The organism is Streptomyces sp. NPDC005195, assembly GCF_040608315.1.
Classification (GTDB): Bacteria; Actinomycetota; Actinomycetes; order Streptomycetales; family Streptomycetaceae; genus Streptomyces; species Streptomyces kaempferi.
On record NZ_JBEXHZ010000045.1, the window covers coordinates 1 to 18,633 of the forward strand.

Sequence of the window (18,633 nt, forward strand, 5' to 3'; positions counted from 1 at the left end):
TGGTCACCGTCAGCAGCACGGTGACCACGCTCGCCCTGGTCGCGGCCGGCCTCGCCACGAACTTCCCGATGCTGCTGATCGCGTCCCTGATCAGTTCCCTCGCCAACGAGGAGGAGGAGCGCTCCGCCGGGCTGCAGGACGTCGGCGAGACCGCGTACGCCGGCTCCACCGCCGCGGCCACCGCGGCCCAGCGTGCCCGCAGTGAGATCGGACACCTGCGCCAGCGGCTCAGCGAGGTGGAACAGGAGACCGCCGAGGCGGTCCGCGCGGGCTGGCTCGACGACACCGCCCCCGACGCCGACCCGGCCCGCGCCGCGCTCGCCGCCAGCGACGCCGAGAAGACCGCCGTCGCGGCCTGGGACATCGCCCGCGAGGCCTCGCGACGGGCCACGGAGCACGCCAGGGAGGCGGCGTCGACCGAGTCCCGCGCGGAGCTGACGGCCGCCCGCGCGGCGGACGCGGCGGCGGCGGCCGACCGCGCGTACGACGGGGAGCGACGGACCGCGGAGGGACTGGCGGGCGAGGAGCGGCTCGCCGAACTGCTCGGCCTGCCCGGCGCCGGAGCCAGGGCGCGCGGCGGGGTGCCACTGCCCCGGACGGGCGCGGACACCGCAGGCGTGACGACCGGCCACCCCGGCCGGCAGGCGGGCGCGGGCGACCACACGGCAGGGCGCACCGGGCACCCCGTTTCCGGTAGCCACGGCCGAGTCCGCGGCGACACCTCCGCCGACCCCTGGACCACGGCCGAGGGCGTCCTCACCCCCGAGGATCTGGACCAGTACGCCGACGAACTCCGCACGCTCCTCGACGACGGCGTGTCCTCCGCCGAACGCCAGCTCTTCGAGCTGCGGACCGCCGCGGCCGACGACGCACGCATCCTCGGCGCCCTCGGCGACGGCGGGCTGCTGCCGCCCGGCCCGGACGTGCTGGCCACGGTCGAGTACCTCGGCGAGCACGGCATCCCGGCACTGCCCGGCTGGCGCTATCTCGCCCAGGCCGTCGACCCGGTCGACCACGCGCGGGTACTGGCCGCCCGCCCGGAGCTCGTCGACGGCGTGATCATCACCGATCCGGACACGCACGCACGGGCCCGCGGGGCACTCGCCGAGGCGGCGCTGCTGCCCCGCTCCGCCGTCGCCGTCGGCACCGCCGCCGCGCTGCTGGCCCCGACCCCCGCCACCGACGCGGGAGACACCGGGGTGTTCCTCGTCCCCCCGAACCCGGCCATGCACGACGAGCACGCCGCCGACGAGGAACGGCAGACGCTGCGTGCCCGCGCCACCGGCCGGGACGAGGAGATCCGCGCCCTGGCCGGCCGGCTCGCCAAGGACCGGGAGCTGGCGGCGCGGCTCGCGTCCTGGCGCACCGGATGCCCGTCCGGCCGGCTCGTCGAGCTGGCCGGGGCCGCCCAGGCGGCCCGCGCCTTCGCCGAGGAGGCCGAGGCCGAACTCGCCGAGGCGCGTACGGTGCGGGCCGAGGCGGACCAGACCGCCGCCGAGGCCGCCCTCGTACGCGACGAACGCCAGGACACCGCCCAGCGCGCCCGGCGCGCCGCCGACGCGCTCGCGGGCCTCGCGTTCCGGCTGCGCGAACGCGCCGGCTGGCAGGTGAAACTGCGCGAACTCGCCGACGAGGCAACGGAGTCGGAGGCCCGCGCCCAGGCCTGCCTGGAGCGCGCCCGAGCCGCCGACGAGGACCGCCGCGCCACCCAGCGTGCCGCCGACGACGCCCGTCGTACGGCCCGCGCGCTGCGCGCCGAGCGCGCGGAGATCGCCGGCGCCCCCGACGACGTGCCGCAGGACGCGCCGGACGCCACGAAGGCGCCGCTGCCCGCCCTGCGCGAGGCCTACCGAGCCGCCTCGCAGTTGTACGAGAAGGTCGGCGTCGGCGCCGACCTGCGGGCCGAGCAGGCGCGGGCCGAGAGCGACGAGAGCGGGGCGCTGGCCGAGCTGGACCGGCTCAGCAACAAGGTGCGCACCCGCGCCGCGCAGCTGCTGGAGTCTCCGGACGGGTCCGACGGGCCGTCCCGGCAGGCCGCCGCCGCCCGTGCCGAGGAACTCGTACAGCTCCTGGAGACCCGGATGTCGACCGCGAGCGAGCAGCTCGGGCGTCTGCGCGGCGAGGCCGAACGGCACGCGCCGGAGGACGGCGGGGCCCACACGGAACTGTCGGAGGAACTGATCCCGCGCGACGCCGAGCACGCCCAGACCCTGCTGCGCGCGGCCACCGGTGAACTCGCCTCCCGCGCGGAGGCGTTGAACGAGACCCGGGCAGCGCACGCCGAACTGCTCGGCGCCCACCGCACAGCCGAGGACGCGGCAGGCGGCTTCGACGAGACGGCAGCCCTCCTGCGGGACCTGCTGCGCGAGCACTCCGACGAGGAGCGGGAGGAGCAGGAGCCCTACCCCGGCAGCCTCGAAGAGGCACGGCACGCCGCCGCCGAGACCCGTCGCTCCCTGCGCGGCTGCGCCGCCGACCTCTCCGCCGCCGAGGGCGCCGTCCGCGAGGCCGGCGACATCCTCGTACGGCACGCCAACTCCACGCGCTACGAGCAGGTGCGCACCCCGGCCCGCCAGCAGATCCGCGAGCTGCCCGCGTCCGCGCTGCCCGAGCACGCCCAGAAGTGGGCGGACGCCTTCGCGCCCCGGCTGCGGGTCCTCACCGACGAGCTGGAGCAGCTGGAGCGCAACCGGGACTCGATCGTCGACCGGCTGCGCGGGCTCGTGGAGTCCTCCCTCGCCACACTGCGCTCCGCCCAGCGGCTGTCGCGGCTGCCCGAGGGGCTAGGCGAGTGGTCAGGACAGGAGTTCCTGCGGATCCGCTTCGAGGAGCCCGACCAGGCCACACTGGCCGAACGGCTCGGTGAGGTCGTGGACGAGGCCACCCGCGCGGCGCTCAAGAAGAACTCCGACATGCGCCGCGACGGCATGTCGCTGCTGCTCAGGGGCGTCGGCGCCGCGCTCCGGCCCAAGGGCGTCGCGGTCGAGATCCTGAAGCCGGACGCCGTGCTGCGAGCCGAGCGTGTTCCCGTCGGACAGATGGGTGACGTGTTCTCCGGCGGGCAGCTGCTGACCGCCGCCATCGCGCTCTACTGCACGATGGCCGCGCTGCGCAGCAACGACCGGGGCCGCGACAAGCACCGGCACGCCGGCACGCTCTTCCTCGACAACCCCATCGGCCGCGCCAACGCGACGTACCTGCTGGAGCTGCAGCGGGCCGTCTCGGACGCGCTCGGCGTCCAGCTCCTGTACACCACGGGCCTGTTCGACACGACCGCGCTCGCGGAGTTCCCCCTCGTCATCCGGCTGCGCAACGACGCCGACCTGCGTGCCGGGCTGAAGTACATCAGCGTGGAGGAGCACCTCCGGCCGGGACTGCCGCGTGAGGCCCCCGCCGGGGAGGCCGTACACACGGAGATCACGGCGACGCGGATGTTCAAGCGCCCGGCGCCGACCGCCCCGTAGGACGGACGGCCCCGGGGAGCCGAGTGCTGCTCGGGGCTGGTCGCGCCCACCCGGCGGGGCCGCATGCCGTCACGGCCCCGCGTCCCTTGTGGAGTGCCCCTACACGTCCTCCTTCACCAGGTCGGCGCACTTCTCGCCGATCATCATCGTCGTGACGCAGGGATTGACGGAGATGAGATCCGGCATCACCGAGCCGTCCGCGACCCGCAGACCCTCGACCCCCTTGACCCGCAGCCGCGCGTCGAGCGGGGCCGAGGAGTCGTCGTCCGCGCCCATCTTCACGGTGCAGGACGGGTGGTAGACGGTGTTGTGGGTCTTGTGGATGTAGTCGAGCAGTTCGTCGTCGGTCCGGACGTCCGGGCCGGGAGCCAGTTCGGCCCCCGCCCAGCCGTTCAGCGCGGGCTGCGACGCGATCTCCCGGGCCAGCTTCAGCCCGTACGTCATCACGCGCACGTCGTGCTCGTGGGTGAAGTAGCGCGGATCGACCCTCGGCTTGTCCCGGTAGTCGCGGGTGCGCAGCCGCACGGTGCCGCGTGACTTCGCGCGGGTGACGTTCGGGGTGAGGCAGAAGGCGTTCTCGGTCGTGGGGAAGCCGTGCCGCGCGGTGTTCATGTCGAACGGCACCGAGCCGTAGTGGTACATCAGGTCCGGCCGGTCCAGGCCCGGTTCGGTGTCGTAGAAGATGCCGGCCTCCCACCACTGGCTGGACGTGGTGGTCATCGGCTGCCGGGCCTCCCACATGATGACGCCCTCGGGATGGTCCTGGAGGTTCTCGCCGACACCCGCCGAGTCCACCACGACGTCGACACCGACCTCGCGCAGATGCGCCGCGGGCCCGATGCCCGACAGCATCAGCAGCTTGGGCGTGTCGATGGACCCGCAGGACACGACCACCTCGCGGCGGGCACGTACCGTCCGGGTGTGGATCAGGTCCGGGTCCAGGTACTCGGCGCCCACGCACCGCCGCCCCTCCAGGACGAGCTTCTTGGCGCGCACCCCCGTCCGTACCGAGAGGTTCGGCCGCTTGCCCATGACCGGGTGCAGATACGCGACCGACGAGGACTGGCGGACGTTGTTCTCGTCGGAGTTGATCTGGAACCAGTTGGCACCGCGGACCACGGTCGTGCCGGTGTTGAAGGCCGTGGTCGGGATGCCCGCCTGCGCGCAGGCCTCCAGCAGCGCGGTGCCGCAGGGGTCCTCGCCCTTGAGCGTGCGCAGTTTCACCGGGCCGTTGCGGCCGTGGTGGTCGCCGGGAGCGTCGTTGGACTCCAGCCGCCGGTAGAGCGGGAAGAGTTCGGCCGCGCTCCACCCCGTACAGCCCGCCGCGGCCCAGTCGTCCAGGTCCTCCGCCGGGGCCCAGAACGCGATGCAGGAGTTGTGCGAGGAGCAGCCCCCGAGCACCTTGGCGCGGGCGTGCCGCATGAAGCTGTTGCCGCTGGTCTGCGGCTCGACCGGGTAGTCCCAGTCGTAGCCGGACTCCAGCAGTCCCATCCAGCGTTCCAGCTTCAGGACGTTCTCGTCCCCGACGTCGCTGGGGCCCGCCTCCAGCACGCACACGGTGACGGAGGGATTCTCGGAGAGCCGGGCCGCCACCACGTTGCCCGCCGTACCGCCGCCGACCACTACATAGTCGAATTCATCGACAGTCATGGAGAGTTGACCTCCTCGGGTTGCTCTTCGGCCGGGTGTCCGCCGGTCCTCACTCGGCGGCGGGGGCGATCAGGGGAGAGGCGGCGGAGGTGTCGGACCGGAGCTGGTGCTCGGCGAGGACCCCGGTGCGGTGCCGCTGCACGAACCAGTAGTAGGCGAAGCCGCCGCCGGCGACGACGGCCACGAACAGGACGGCGCCCCAGCGCAGATACCAGTGGTACGGGGCGGTCGCGTTGTAGACCGCGGAACGCGGCCAGATGAGGTTGACCGTCATGGCCGCGCCCCAGACGACGGCGACGATGTTGACGAGCAGCCCCCAGCGCCCCAGCGAGAACTTGCCGTCACCCGCCGGCTGCCACGTGCCGCGCAGTCGGGCGACCAGCATGGGTCCGGTGACCATGAGGTACGCCAGGTAGATCATGATGATGCCGATGCTGGTGACCACGGTGAAGATCTGCGGCTGGCGGATGTTGACCACCAGGATCGCCAGCGCGAGGAGCCCGATGATCACGGTCGGCAGTACCGGTGTCCGGAACCGCGCGTTGACCTTGGCCAGCTTCGAGGAGGCGGGCAGGTTGTTGTCACGGGCCATCGCGAAGGCCAGCCGGACCGCCGCCGTGTGCACGGCCAGCGCGCACACCGTGACCGCGATCAGTACGCACCACAGCATCGCCTTGCCCGCCGTCGGGCCGAGCACGTTGAGGACGATGTACTGCAGCCCGTCCGTGGAGAGCTTCTCGCCCCTCAGGCTGGAGACGCTCATCAGCGCGAGGAGCAGAACGAGCCCGCCGAGGACGAAGGACGCGACGATGGCGCGGATGATGGCGCGCGGCGCGTTCCGCGAGGGGTCGAGGCACTCCTCACCGAGCGACGAGGCCGTGTCGAACCCGTACATGACGTAGGCGGACGCCAGCGAGGCCACCAGGAAGGCGCCGAAGTAGCCGAAAGACTGGCCGTGGCCGGTGCCCTGGGTGTCCATCACCACCTGGGGGCCACGGGTGATGTGCACCGCGAACAGGATGATCAGCACGACGGTGGCGATCAGTTCGATGAAGACGCCCGCCGTGTTGATGGTCGCCATCAGTTTCACGCCGAAGGCGTTGACGACGGTGGTGAACAGGATCAGTACCGCGGCCAGCAGCACCGCGTTGGTGGCGACGTCGTACTTTCCCGTGCCGTCGCCCACGAACTGGAAGGCGGAGGAGATCTGCGGGAGCGTCAGCTGATAGGCGAGGGCGACGGCCGCGATCGTCACGATCGACGCGAGCAGCATCATCCAGCCCGCGAGCCAGCCTATGTGCGCGTTGCCCACCTTCTTGGACCAGTTGTAGACGGAACCGGCCACCGGGTAGCGGGCGGCGAGTTCGGCGAAGCAGAGCGCGACCATGAACTGGCCTATGAACACCATCGGCCAGGACCACCAGTAGGCGGGACCGCCGCTGCCGTAACCGAAGTAGAAGAGCTGGAAGGTGCCGGTGAGGATGGAGATGTAGCTGATGCCCGCGGCGAAGGTGTGGAAGTTGCCGAGGGTGCGCTTCAGTTCCGGCTTGTAGCCGAACTCGGAGAGTTCGGCGTCGTCGTTCTGGTGGGTGGTCGGTGGACGGGTGGTCATGAGCGGCCTCCTGGATCGGGGAGAGGGGCGCGGCTCGTGCGGGTGGAGTCGGGGGGTGGCAGCGGGTGGGTGGGGGAATCGGGTGCCGGCTGGGTGGGGGAGCCGGGTGGTGGCGGGTGGACAGGGGGATCGGCTGACAAGGGGGGTGGGTGGAGCCGGGAGGTGGCGGCGGCCGGGTGAGGTAGTCGGGGGGTGGCTCAGGCAACCGTCAGGGGATCACTGGGGATCACCGGGGGATCACGCGAACCAGCCCTGCGGGGACGGATCGGTGTTGCGCCAGATGTGCTTCGCCTCGCGGTACTCGGCGAGGCCGGCCGGTCCGAGCTCGCGCCCGAAACCGGACTGCTTGAATCCACCCCATTCGGCCTGCGGGACATAGGGGTGGTAGTCGTTGATCCAGACCGTGCCGAGCCGCAGCCGGGCCGCCACCCGCTGCGCCCTGGCCTCGTCCGTGGTGAACACGGCGCCCGCCAGGCCGTAGATCGTGTCGTTGGCGAGCCGCACGGCGTCCGCCTCGTCACGGAAGCGTTCCACGGTCAGCACCGGGCCGAAGGACTCGTCCTGGACCACGGACATGTCGCCCGTGCACTCGTCCAGCACGGTGGGCAGGTAGTAGAACCCCTCGTCGAGCCCCTCGGGGCGCCTGCCGCCGCAGCGCAGCACCGCGCCCTCGGCGACGCCCCGTTCGACGTACGCCTCGACCTTGGCCCGGTGCGCGGCGGAGACCAGCGGCCCGGTCTGCGCCTGCTCGTCGAACGGTCCGCCGAGCCGGATCAGCTCGGCCCGGCGGACGAGCTCGTCGACGAACCGGTCGTGCAGCGAGTCCTCGACCAGCAGCCGGGCCCCGGCCGAGCAGACCTGCCCGGAGTGCAGGAAGACCGCGGTCAGCGCCATGTCGACCGCGGTCTCGAAGTCGGCGTCGGCGAAGACGATGTTGGGGTTCTTGCCGCCGAGCTCCAGGGCGACCTTTTTCACCGTCCCGGCCGCCGCGGCCATCAGCCGCCGACCGGTGTGCAGGCCGCCGGTGAACGAGACGAGGTCCACGTCCGGGTGGTCGGCGAGCGGCGCGCCCGCCTCGGGCCCCGCCCCCAGCACGAGGTTGGCCGCTCCGGCCGGCAGCCCGGCCTCTTCGAGGAGCCGCATCAGGTGGATCGCCGTGTGCGGGGTGAGCTCGCTCGGCTTCAGCACGAAGGTGTTGCCCGCCGCGAGCGCCGGAGCGACCTTCCAGGCCGTCTGCAGCAGCGGATAGTTCCAGGGCGTGATCAGCGCGCAGACCCCGACGGGCTCGTACACGACCCGGCTGTCGACGCTCGCCGTGCCCGTGTCCACCACCCGGCCCGTCTCGGCGGAGGCGGCCCGGCCGAAGTACCGGAAGCAGTTCGCGATGTCGTCGATGTCGTACTCGCTCTCGACGAGCCGTTTGCCGGTGTCGAGCGACTCGGCGCGGGCGAGCGCGTCCTTGTCCCGTACGAGGAGGTCGGCGACGTGCAGCAGCAGGTCGCCGCGGTCCGCCGCCGGGGTCGAGGGCCACGGACCCTCGTCGAAGGCACGGCGCGCCGCGGCGATCGCCTCCACCGTGTCCTTGCCGCCCGCCTCGTCGACGACCCCGGCCAGGGTGCCGTCGGCGGGGCAGCGGATCTCGCGGGTGCGCTCGTCGAGAGCGCCCCGCCACGTACCGTCGATGAACAGGTCAGGCACGGGGGCCTCCCAATCGCCGGATCAGCCACTCGTGGAAGATCCCGATGTGATGCTCGGTGGGCACCAGGACACCACCGTTCCGGTACGCACGCGACGTCATCGCGGGCTGTGTTCGCTCGCAGGCCTCGAAATCCTGCTCGTTGACCCGGTGGAAGAGCTCGACCGACCGGGACACGTCGGCGCCGGACTCCACGACCTCCGGCGCGTAGAGCCAGTCGCACTCGACGACCGTGCGGTCCTCGGCGAGCGGGAACATGCGGTGCAGGATGACATGGTCGGGGACGAGATTGACGAAGACCGTCGGTTTCACCGTGATCGCGTAGTAGCGGCGGTCCTGGTCGTCCGCCAGGTCCGGCAGCCGGCCGAAGCCCTCGCCGCCGTCGACCGTGAACCCCCGGACGTCCTCACCGAACGCGGCGCCGTGCCCCACGTAGTACTGGGCGGCGTACCCCTCGGCGAACTCCGGGAGCACGTCGGTGAGCTCGGGGTGGATCGTGGCGCAGTGGTAGCACTCCATGAAGTTCTCGACGATCAGTTTCCAGTTCGCCCTCACGTCGTACCTGACGCGTCTGCCGAGCGCCAGCTTCTCGGTGCCGTAGTGGTCGATCGCGGCCGCGTCGCCCAGCCGCTCCACGGCCGCGCCCAGCACCGTCTCCTCGAAGGAGGGCGGCTCGTCGGCCAGGCACACCCAGGCGTAGCCGAGCCACTCGCGCAGCGCCACCCCGATCAGGCCGTACGCGACGCGGTCGACGTCCGGCATCTTCACCAGGTTCGGCGCGGCGACCAGCTTCCCGTCGAGGCCGTAGGTCCAGGCGTGGTACGGGCACTGGAGAGTGCGGCGGACCTCGCCCGACTCCTGCGTGCACAGCCGGGCCCCGCGGTGCCGGCAGACGTTCAGGAAGGCACGCAGGTCACCCGTGCGTGAGCGGGTGATCAGGACGCTCTCCCGGCCGACCTGCACGGTGCGGAAGGCGCCGGGCCGCGTGAGATCCGCGGAGCGGACGGCACAGAACCACATCGACTCGAACAGGGACTCCTGTTCCTGCCGGAAGATCTCCGGGTCGGTGTAGTAGTGGCCGGGCAGGGTGGCGATCAGGCTGGGGGGGAGAGGGGACCGGGAGACGGGGATCGTCGTCACGTGCGTACTCCTCAGGCGGGCGCGGCGGCGAGGCGGCGGGGGTCGAACAATCCGATCGGGTGATCGGTGGTGCCGGTCAGCGCGAGGTCGGCGAGGATCTCGCCGACGACCGGCACGAACTTGAAGCCGTGCCCGGAGAACCCGCAGGCCACGGTCACGGTCTCCGGGTGCGCCGGATGGCGGGCGATGACGAAGTGCTCGTCGGGGGTGTTGGAGTACATGCAGGTGGCGGCCTTGAGGAAGGCGCCGGGCAGGTCGGGGATGCAACGGGACATGTGAGCCGCCATGGCCTGGATCTCGTCCTCGTGGACCGTCCGGTCGATGGTCTCCGGCGTGGTCACGACGCCCTTGCGGAAGAAGGCGACCTTGGCGCCCAGGTCCGGCCCGTCGATCGACGGGAAGCCGTACACCTGGACTCCGGCGCCGTCCTCCCAGATGTAGACGGGATGCTCCCCGGGCAGGAACGGCCGGACCCCGCCCTTCGGCTGGAACCAGTACATGACCTGCCGCTCGATGGTGAACGGCACCCCGAGGTCGGTCAGCAGCCGCGGCGCCCAGGCACCCGGGCAGATCACCAGCCGGCCCGCGGTGTACGTGTTCTCGGCGGTGTGGACACGCACCCCGTCCCGGCAGGGCTCCCAGCGCGTCATCGGTTCCTCGAAGTGCAGGTCGGCGCCCTGCCGGGTGGCGAGTTGGAGATGCGCGGCGACGGTGTTCTCGGGGCGGACGAGCCCGGCCCGTGCCTCGTACAGCGCGACCTCGTCGTCGTCGGGGTTCAGGGTCGGGAAGCGACGGCGGATCTCCGGGGCGTCCAGCATCTCGTGGGGCAGGTCCCATCGCTCGGCGGAGAGCAGCGAACCGGAGACCGTCCGCGAGTCGGGACGGCCGATCATCACACCGCCGCAGAGGGTGGCGATCTCCCGGCCGGTCGCCCGCTCCAGTTCCTCGTACAGCTCGTAGGAGCGCAGCAGCAGGGGTACGTATGCCGGGTCCTCGAAGTAGGACTGCCGGGTGATGCGCGAACCGCCGTGGCTGGAGCCGCGGTTGTGGACCGGGCCGAACCTCTCCAGGCCGAGCACGCGGGCGCCGCGTGCCGACAGATGGTGGGCGGCGGCGCTGCCCATGCCGCCGAGACCGATCACGATCACGTCGTAGGTGGGGGACACCGGGACCTCCTGGGCGTGTTTGGGGCGTGTCCGGGTTTCTCAGCGGCGGATGCGGGTCATCCCCGGGTCGAAGAGCGGCTCGTCGGCGACGGTGGCCGGGATCTTCTCGCCGAAGTACTCGATGTGCACGCCCGTGCCGGCCGGGAGCGCCGGCAGCCAGGCGTAGGCGACACAACGGCCCAGCGTGTAGCCGTACGAGGCGCTGGTCACGTACCCCGCCGGGGCGCCGTCGACGTGGACGGGCTCCTTGCCGAGCACGACGGACGCCGGGTCGTCCAGGAGCAGCGCGGTCAGTCTGCGGGCCGGCTCCGCCGCCGCGAGGCCCCGCAGCGCCTCCTGGCCGACGAAACCGTCCTTGTCCATACGGACCGCGAAGCCGACGCCCGCCTCGAAGGGATGGTGCTCGTCGGTCATGTCGGTGCCCCAGGCGCGGTAACCCTTCTCCAGCCGGAGGCTGTTGAAGGCCGACCGGCCGGCCGCGACCACGCCGTGCGCCTGCCCCGCCTCCCACAGGGTGTCCCAGAGCCTGAGTCCCAGATCGGCGGTGGTGTACAGCTCCCAGCCCAGCTCACCCACGTACGACAGCCGCATCGCCGTCACCGGGACGTGCCCCAGGAACGTCTCCCTCGCGCGGAAGTAGCCGAAGCCCTCGTGCGAGAAGTCGTCGCGGGTCAGCGGCTGGACGAGGTCCCTGGCGCGCGGACCCCAGACGCCGACGCAGCAGGTGCCGGAGGTGATGTCCCGGATGTGCACGTCGCGGGGGGCGTGGCGGGTCAGCCAGTCCAGGTCGGCGGGGGAGTTGGCGCCCACCTGGAAGCGGTCGGGGGCGAGACGCGCGACGGTGAGGTCCGAACGTATGCCGCCCGTCCCGTCGAGGAGCAGGGTGTACGTGACCGCGCCGGGCTTCTTGCGGAGGTTGTTGCTGGTCATGCGCTGGAGGAAGTCGAGGGCACCGGCGCCGGTGACTTCGAGACGGCGCAGCGGGGTCATGTCGTACAGCGCGACCCTCTCGCGGGTCGCCCTCGCCTCGGCCGCCGCGATCGGCGACCAGAAGCGCGACGACCAGGGGTCCCGCCCGGGGACTTCCAGGCCGTCCAGCAGGGGGGCGTTCGTCTCGTACCAGTGCGGGCGCTCCCAGCCGCCGCCCTCCAGGAAGTACGCGCCGAGCTCGCGCTGACGCGCGTGGAACGGGCTGACGCGCAGGGGACGGGGTTCCTCCAGCGGCTGGAGCGGGTGCAGGACGTCGTACACCTCGACGAACTGCCGCGCACCGCGCTCACGGACGTACGACGGTGAGCGCTGCGCGTCCTCGAAGCGCGTGAGGTCGCATTCGTGGAGGTCGAGGGAGGCACGACCGTCGACCATCCACTCGGCGACGGCCCTCGCCACCCCCGCGGAGTGGGTGACCCAGACCGCCTCGGCCAGCCAGAAGCCGCGCAGGGCGCGCGATTCGCCGAGCACCGGCATGCCGTCCGGAGTGAAGGAGAAGACGCCGTTGAAGCCCTCCTCGATCTCCGTCCCGCGCAGGGCGGGCAGCAGCCGGCGGCAGTCCTCCCAGCTCGGCGCCCAGTCCTCCTCGGTGAAGGGGTACGAGGACGGCATCGCCAGGTCGTTCGCGCGCGCCTCGTCGTAGGGGAGGACGCCGAACGGGTCGACGGGCAGCGGCTTGTGGGCGTAGCTGCCGATGCCGATGCGGTCGGTGTGCTCGCGGAAGTAGAGGTCGCGGTCCTGGAAACGGAGGATGGGCCTCGAGGCCTCGGCGGTGGCGTCGGCCAGCTCGGGGAGCCGCTTGGTCTTCGCGTACTGGTGTGCGAGCGGCTGCAGGGGTACGTCGACACCGGCCATGCGTCCGATGACCGGGCCCCAGAATCCGGCCGCCGAGACGACGTGGTCGGCGAGGAAGGTACCGCGGTCGGTGACGACGGCGGTGACCCTGCCCTCCTCCCGTCCGATGCCGACGACCGTGTGGCGGTCCAGGAACCGGGCGCCCCGCGCGGTGGCGCGTTCGAGCTGGGCACGGGCCGCGAGCAACGCGCGGGCCAGGCCGTCGTCGGGGGTGTGGAAGCCCCCGAGTACCACCGACCGGTCGATGAGCGGCCACAGTTCCGCGCAGCGCGCCGCGCTGACGATCTCACCGCGGACGCCCCAGGAGGCGGCGTAGCCGGCCCTGCGGTGCAGGTCGGCGAGGCGCTCGGGCGTCGTCGCGAGCTCCAGACCGCCGACCGGGTCGAAACAGGGGACGCCGTCGACCTGGAGGGAGGTGAACTTCTCCACGGTGTAGCGGGCGAACGCGGTGAGGGTCCTGGACGGGCTGGTCTGGAACACCAGGCCCGGCGCGTGCGAGGTGGAGCCGCCCGGGGCGGGCAGCGGCCCCTGTTCGAGAACGGTGACGTCGGTCCAGCCGCGGGCGGTCAGCTCGTCGGCGAGGGAGCAGCCGACGATGCCGGCGCCGATGACGACCACGCGGGGACGGGGTGCGGGTGTGCTGGACATGCCCCTCCTTGCCGGGGTGGGGAGCGAACGCGCTGAGGGTGCGGGCCGGGCGCGCGCTCTGCTGGAGCGGGCACGGACCGGGTACGGCGTGGATGTGGCGACGCGAGGACGGGGGAGCGGGCGGGGAGGCGGGAGCGGGCGGGGAGGTGGGAGCGGCTCGGAGGGGGGAGCGGGCTGGGCCCACGAGCGGGGCCTACGAAGCGAGGGCGTCGGACCGTTCGGCGGTCGCGGTGGTCACAGGAGCACCACCGAGCGCAGCACCTCACCCCGTCCCATCTTGGCGAACGCCTCCTCCACCTGGTCGAGCGCGATGGTCTCGGAGACGAACGCGTTGAGGTCCAGCAGCCCGTACAGGTACTGGTCGATGAGGTACGGGAAGTCCCGGCTCGGCAGGCAGTCCCCGTACCAGGACGACTTCAGCGCGCCGCCGCGCGAGAACAGGTCGATCAGCGGAAGGTCGATCCTCATCCCGGGGTCGGGGACGCCGACCTGGACGAGCACACCGGCGTGGTCGCGCATGTAGAACGCCTGTCTGTACGTCTCCGGGTGGCCCACCGCGTCGATGGCGATGTCGACTCCGAAGCCGCCGGTGAGGGCCCGCACGGCCTCGACCGGGTCCGTGCCGCGCGAGTTCACCGTGTGGGTCGCGCCGAACTTCTCCGCCTGGTCGAGCTTCTTGTCGTCGATGTCCACGGCGATCACCTTCATGGCGCCGTTGAGACAGGCGCCGGCGATCGCCGCGTTGCCGACGCCGCCGCATCCGATGACGGCGACGGTGTCTCCGCGGCCCACGTTGCCCGTGTTGACCGCGGCGCCGTATCCGGCCATCACACCGCAGCCGATCAGACCCGCGGCCTCCGGGCGGGCGGCCGGGTCGATCTTCACCGCCTGTCCCGCCGCCACCAGGGTCTTCTCGGCGAAGGCACCGATACCGAGGGCGTTGCTCAGCACGGTGCCGTCGAGGAGGGTCATGGGCTGGGTGGCGTTGCGGGAGTCGAAGCAGTACCAGGGGCGGCCACGGCGACAGGAGCGACAGGTCCCGCAGGGTGCCCGCCAGGCGAGGACGACATAGTCGCCGGGGACCAGGTCGGTGACGCCCTCCCCGACCGCCTCGATCGTGCCGGCCGCCTCATGGCCGAGGAGGAAGGGGAAGTCGTCGGTGATCGCGCCCTCGCGGTAGTGCAGATCCGTGTGGCAGACCCCGCAGGCCTGGACGTCGACGAGCACCTCGCCGGGGCCCGGGTCGGGGACGACGACGGTCCGCACCTCCACCGGTGCGCCCTTCCTGACAGCGACTACGGCACGGACCTCGTGTGGCACGACAAGCTCCTCTGCTGTTGCGCATTGCACTATGGGTTGCGCGATGAGGAACATATTGAGAACGCCGTCAGCGAGCCGTCAAGAGGTGGGAGTTAACCCTTGGCAAAAGGAACGGCGTGCCCGAAACCTGACGGACACACACCAGGCGGCGGGGCCCGGGATCGTCCCGGGCCCCGCGTCCTGGTGAGGCGACCAACCCGCTCGATTCCGCCGCGGCGCGCGCCCCGTCGGGGGCCCGTGCGGGCCTCGTGGGGCGCGCGTGCGGGCCTCGTCCGGTTGAGGGAAGGCGGTTGAGGGGAGGCGTCGGAACCGGCCCTCGTCGCCGTCGTTGGTGCGTTGTCGTCGCGGCTTCCCGCCGGCCTCCCGGCCGCTCTCAGAAGCCGTACCCCATGCGCCGGGACAGCTCGGCCCCCGCCGCGACCGTCCGCTTGGACAGCTCGGGCAGGCGGTCGGCGTTCAGCCGGTAGACCGGCCCCGACACGCTGATCGCCGCGATCACCTTGCCGTCGTGCGCGCGGACCGGCGCGGCCACGGCGGCGAGGCCCAGTTCCAGCTCCTCGACGGTGATGCCGTAGCCCTGCTCGATCACGGCCTCCAGTTCGGCGCGCAGGGTGGAGGGGCCCGTGACCGTCCGCTCCGTGAAGCGCGGCAGCGGCCTCGCGAGCAGGCCTTCGCGCAGCGTGGGCGGCATGTGCGCGAACAGCACCTTGCCGCTGGAGGTGGCGTGCAACGGAGTACGTCTGCCCAGCCAGTTCTGCGCGGTGACCGAGGCGGTGCCGCGGGCCTGCATGATGTTGACCGCCGCGTCGTCGTCGAGGACCGCGATGTTGACCGTCTCGCCCAGCTCGTCGGCGAGTTCGCGGCAGACCGGGACGCCCTCCTGCGAGATGTCCAGGCGTACCGCCGCCGCTCCCGCCAGGCGCAGTACGGCGGCCCCCAGGTAGTACTTCCCGCGGTCCTTGGCCTGGGCCACCAGACCGCGGTTCTCCAGGACGCCGAGGAGTCGGAAGGCGGTGGACTTGTGCACGTCCAGCTCCTCGGCGATCTCGGTGACACCTGCCTCGCCGAGCCGGGCGAGGATCTCCAGCACGCTCACGGCGCGGTCCACCGACTGGACGGCACTGCCCGCGCCCCTGCCGTTCCGCTTCTCGGGAAAGCCCTCGGAGTGCTCAGCCTGCTTCTGCGTGCGGGTCATAGCTCAACTCTCACCACCAGGCAGCCCTGTTTGGGCCGCATCTGCGGGAAGCCCTTGACGTGGCGGGACCCCCGCACGGATTCTGTTGCGCATAGCGCTCCCTCGTGCGCCATGCGAAACATCATGTTACCGAAGTGTCCGGAACCGGAAAGGTGTCCGGACCACCTGGACCAGGAGGTCCCGGACGGAGAGTCCCGGACCGAGAGGGGGGCCCATGATTCCCGTCTGCCGCCTTGCCGACCTCCCGGCGGGCGCATCCGTCCGTGTCGACACCACCCCGCCCGTCGCCGTGTTCAACGCCGACGGCGAGCTCTACGCCATCGACGACACCTGCACCCACCAGGACGCCTCCCTCTCGGAGGGCTGGCTGGAGGGATGTCTGGTCGAGTGCCCCTTGCACGCCGCCTCCTTCGATCTCCGTACGGGGCAGCCGACATGTCTTCCGGCACGGCGCCCCGTCCGCACCCACCGTGTCACCGTCGACGACGGGATCATCCACATCCACCTGGCCGTGGAGGAGGGCACCGCCGCATGAGGACCGTGACCGTCGTCGGTGCCTCGCTCTCCGGTCTGTACGCCGCCCGGGAGCTACGGGCCCAGGGCTTCGACGGCCGCCTGGTGATCGTCGGCGACGAGACCCATGCCCCGTACGACCGTCCGCCCCTGTCCAAGGACTTCCTCACCGGCCGCGCCGACGAATCCCGACTCGCCCTGACCGACGCCGAGGAGAGAGCCGCACTCGACGCCGAGTGGCTGCTCGGCGTACGTGCCCACGGCCTCGACGCCCGTGGCCGCACCGTCCTCCTCGACGACGGCCGTACCGTCTCCACGGACGGCGTGGTCATCGCCACCGGCGCCTCGGCCCGCCGGCTTCCGGGTGACGGCCTCACCGGTGTGCACACCCTGCGCACCCTCGACGACGCCCGCTCCCTGCGCGAGGAACTCATCCACGGACCGCGCCGCGTCGTCGTCATCGGCGGCGGCTTCATCGGCGCCGAGACCGCTTCCTCCTGTGCCGGGCTCGGTCACGACGTCACCGTCGTCGAGGCCGCCCCGTTGCCCCTCGTCCTCCCGCTCGGCCCCGAAATGGCCGCCGTGTGCGCCGCGTTGCACCGACGCGGCGGCGTCGAGCTGGTGACCGGCACCGGGGTCGCCGCGCTGCGGGGCAGCGGAGCCGGCGCGAGCCGGGGGCGTGACGCGACCGGTCCGGAGCGCGCCCAGGACGGCCCGGCCGGTCCCGTCGTCACCGCAGTGGAGCTCTCCGACGGCCGGATCCTGCCCGCCGACGTCGTGGTCGTCGGTATCGGCGCGACCCCCAACACCGGCTGGCTGGCCGGTTCGGCACTCGCTCTGCACGACGGCGTCCTGTGCGACGACGGATGCGTCACCGGGCTGCCCCAGGTGGTGGCCGTCGGCGACGTCGCCCGCGTCGGTGGCACCCGGGCCGAGCACTGGACGTCCGCCACCGAACAACCCCGCGTCGCGGTGGGCAACCTGCTCGCCGGACGCACCATCGGGACCGTACGCTCCCTGCCCTACTTCTGGTCCGATCAGTACGGCGCGCGTGTCCAGTTCGCGGGACGCCGCCGGCAGGCGGACACCGTCCGGATCGCCGAGGGCACCATCGAGGACGGCACACCGGGCGAGGACGGCCTCCTCGCCCTGTACGAACGCGAGGGCCGGACCACCGCCGTGCTCTCCGTCGACCGCCCACGCCCGTTCATGAAAGCGAGGCGTCAACTCACAGCCCATCAGAGCCCGGTGGAGCAGGCCGAAGCCGCCGCGGCGAACCTCTGACGCCGCCTCGACGACGATCTGAGGGCGACCCGGAGAGCGCCAGGCGCGAGGCGGCCCGACACTCTGGGCCCGGACAGGCGTCCCGAACGCGACCCCGGGAGCGCGAGCTCCCGGAGTCCGGCGCCGGGACAGCCGGCCAGGGGGTGGCGCACTCAGGCGTCGACGATGCCGACCTCGGGGTGCCGCACTCAGAGGTGCCGACGATGCCGACCTCAGGCCCTCGGCCTCACGGGTGCGACAACCGCCCGGCGCCGCCCCGCCGCTGTATCCGCTCCTGCGCCCGCTTCGTCGTGCGTGCCTGGCGTCGCGCCCGACGGCGCTCGCGCCGCAGGGCCCGGGCGGTGCTGCTCGGCTCCGACACCACCCCGTTCCGTTGGTTCCACACCTGTCGTGTGACCCAGACGTCGAGGACGGCCCAGGTCGCCACGACCGTGCTGGCCACGCTGCTCAGGACCATGGGGAAGGCCAGCCAGGACTCCGCCATCGTGGACAGGAACGCGGTGACCGCCTGGATCAGTGTCACGGAGATGATGAGGACCGCCCGCACGGCCGCGGTCCGCACCGGGTCGGGCAACCGCCGACGCCGCGCCGGCTCCTCGATCCACAACGGCCGGTAGTACGCCTGTTCTTCGTGCGCGGCGACGCCCCGGCCGACCGCACCGCGCCGGCTCGCCGCCTCCGGTACACCGGCGGCCACTCCCGCCTCCTCCGCATGCCCGTACCCGGCGGACCCACCGCCCGGTCTGCCCGCGCGCTCGTGCTCACGGGGCGCCGCAGCAGAGCCGCTTCGTCGCGCGTATCCACTCCCCACGCCGGTGCGGGCGTCTCCGTCCCGGGCGGAGGCCTGCCGCCCGATCACGGGGTCCCGCTCCTCAGCCGTGGCGTCTTGCCCGCTCGCCCGCTCGCGCTCGGCCGTGACAGCTCCCTGTCCCCCCGCTTCGCCGGGTCCGCCCGCCACCGCGTGCCGCCCGTCCACTCGATCGCGCCCGTCCGCCGGACTGTCCCGATCCGGTGCCTGTGCGGTTCCGCGCTCCGCCACCGGTGCCGCAACACCGCTCCCGGACGCCCCGTGCCGCTCCGCCGTGCCCATCAACTCGTCA

Annotated in this window: 12 protein-coding genes; 3 read left to right on the plus strand and 9 right to left on the minus strand. The window is 72.3% G+C overall.

Annotated features, from left to right (window positions below; translation table 11 throughout):
• A partial coding sequence (locus ABZV34_RS29950; protein ID WP_356283357.1) for a hypothetical protein occupies nt 1-3,464 on the plus strand: 3,464 nt, incomplete at its 5' end.
• A 99-nt stretch (nt 3,465-3,563) separates the two neighbouring features.
• On the opposite strand, the gene ABZV34_RS29955 is transcribed toward ABZV34_RS29950, so the two are convergent.
• From ABZV34_RS29955 to ABZV34_RS29990, 8 genes are all read right to left on the minus strand, one after another.
• The gene (locus ABZV34_RS29955; protein WP_356283360.1) at nt 3,564-5,114 is read right to left on the minus strand and encodes a GMC family oxidoreductase N-terminal domain-containing protein; all 1,551 of its coding nucleotides are present in this window, start codon (nt 5,112-5,114) and stop codon (nt 3,564-3,566) included.
• A gap of 49 nt (nt 5,115-5,163) precedes the next feature.
• Complete coding sequence (locus ABZV34_RS29960) at nt 5,164-6,726, minus strand: amino acid permease (protein WP_356283363.1); 1,563 nt, start codon at nt 6,724-6,726, stop codon at nt 5,164-5,166.
• Nucleotides 6,727-6,963: 237 nt separating this feature from the next.
• Nucleotides 6,964-8,424: an aldehyde dehydrogenase family protein gene (locus ABZV34_RS29965; RefSeq protein ID WP_356283366.1), complete on the minus strand. Its 1,461-nt coding sequence runs from the start codon at nt 8,422-8,424 to the stop codon at nt 6,964-6,966.
• On the minus strand, nt 8,417-9,562 hold the full coding sequence (locus ABZV34_RS29970) for an aromatic ring-hydroxylating dioxygenase subunit alpha (protein WP_356283369.1): 1,146 nt from the start codon (nt 9,560-9,562) through the stop codon (nt 8,417-8,419). The genes ABZV34_RS29965 and ABZV34_RS29970 overlap by 8 nt, the downstream gene beginning before the upstream one ends.
• Before the next feature lie 11 nt (nt 9,563-9,573).
• Nucleotides 9,574-10,728 carry an N-methyl-L-tryptophan oxidase gene (gene solA, locus ABZV34_RS29975; protein WP_356283372.1) on the minus strand — a complete coding sequence of 385 codons (1,155 nt, stop codon included), beginning with the start codon at nt 10,726-10,728 and terminating at the stop codon, nt 9,574-9,576.
• Between the two features lie 39 nt (nt 10,729-10,767).
• Nucleotides 10,768-13,221, minus strand: a complete 2,454-nt coding sequence (locus tag ABZV34_RS29980) for an FAD-dependent oxidoreductase (protein WP_356283375.1) — start codon at nt 13,219-13,221, stop codon at nt 10,768-10,770.
• A 234-nt stretch (nt 13,222-13,455) separates the two neighbouring features.
• Nucleotides 13,456-14,541 (minus strand): S-(hydroxymethyl)mycothiol dehydrogenase, encoded by a 1,086-nt coding sequence (locus ABZV34_RS29985; protein WP_356283378.1) that lies wholly within the window; start codon nt 14,539-14,541, stop codon nt 13,456-13,458.
• Nucleotides 14,542-14,914: 373 nt separating this feature from the next.
• Nucleotides 14,915-15,736: an IclR family transcriptional regulator gene (locus tag ABZV34_RS29990; RefSeq protein ID WP_356283381.1), complete on the minus strand. Its 822-nt coding sequence runs from the start codon at nt 15,734-15,736 to the stop codon at nt 14,915-14,917.
• Nucleotides 15,737-15,950: 214 nt separating this feature from the next.
• Here ABZV34_RS29990 and ABZV34_RS29995 point away from each other — a divergent pair, with 214 nt between their 5' ends.
• Together ABZV34_RS29995 and ABZV34_RS30000 are read left to right on the plus strand one after the other, a co-directional pair.
• The gene (locus ABZV34_RS29995) at nt 15,951-16,271 is read left to right on the plus strand and encodes a bifunctional 3-phenylpropionate/cinnamic acid dioxygenase ferredoxin subunit (RefSeq protein WP_356283384.1); all 321 of its coding nucleotides are present in this window, start codon (nt 15,951-15,953) and stop codon (nt 16,269-16,271) included.
• Nucleotides 16,268-17,533 (plus strand): FAD-dependent oxidoreductase, encoded by a 1,266-nt coding sequence (locus ABZV34_RS30000; RefSeq protein ID WP_356283387.1) that lies wholly within the window; start codon nt 16,268-16,270, stop codon nt 17,531-17,533. Before ABZV34_RS29995 ends, ABZV34_RS30000 begins: the two co-directional genes overlap by 4 nt.
• A 226-nt stretch (nt 17,534-17,759) precedes the next feature.
• Here the strand turns inward: ABZV34_RS30000 and ABZV34_RS30005 are convergent, their stop codons facing one another.
• Nucleotides 17,760-18,491 (minus strand): hypothetical protein, encoded by a 732-nt coding sequence (locus tag ABZV34_RS30005; RefSeq protein ID WP_356283427.1) that lies wholly within the window; start codon nt 18,489-18,491, stop codon nt 17,760-17,762.
• Nucleotides 18,492-18,633 lie beyond the last annotated feature (142 nt).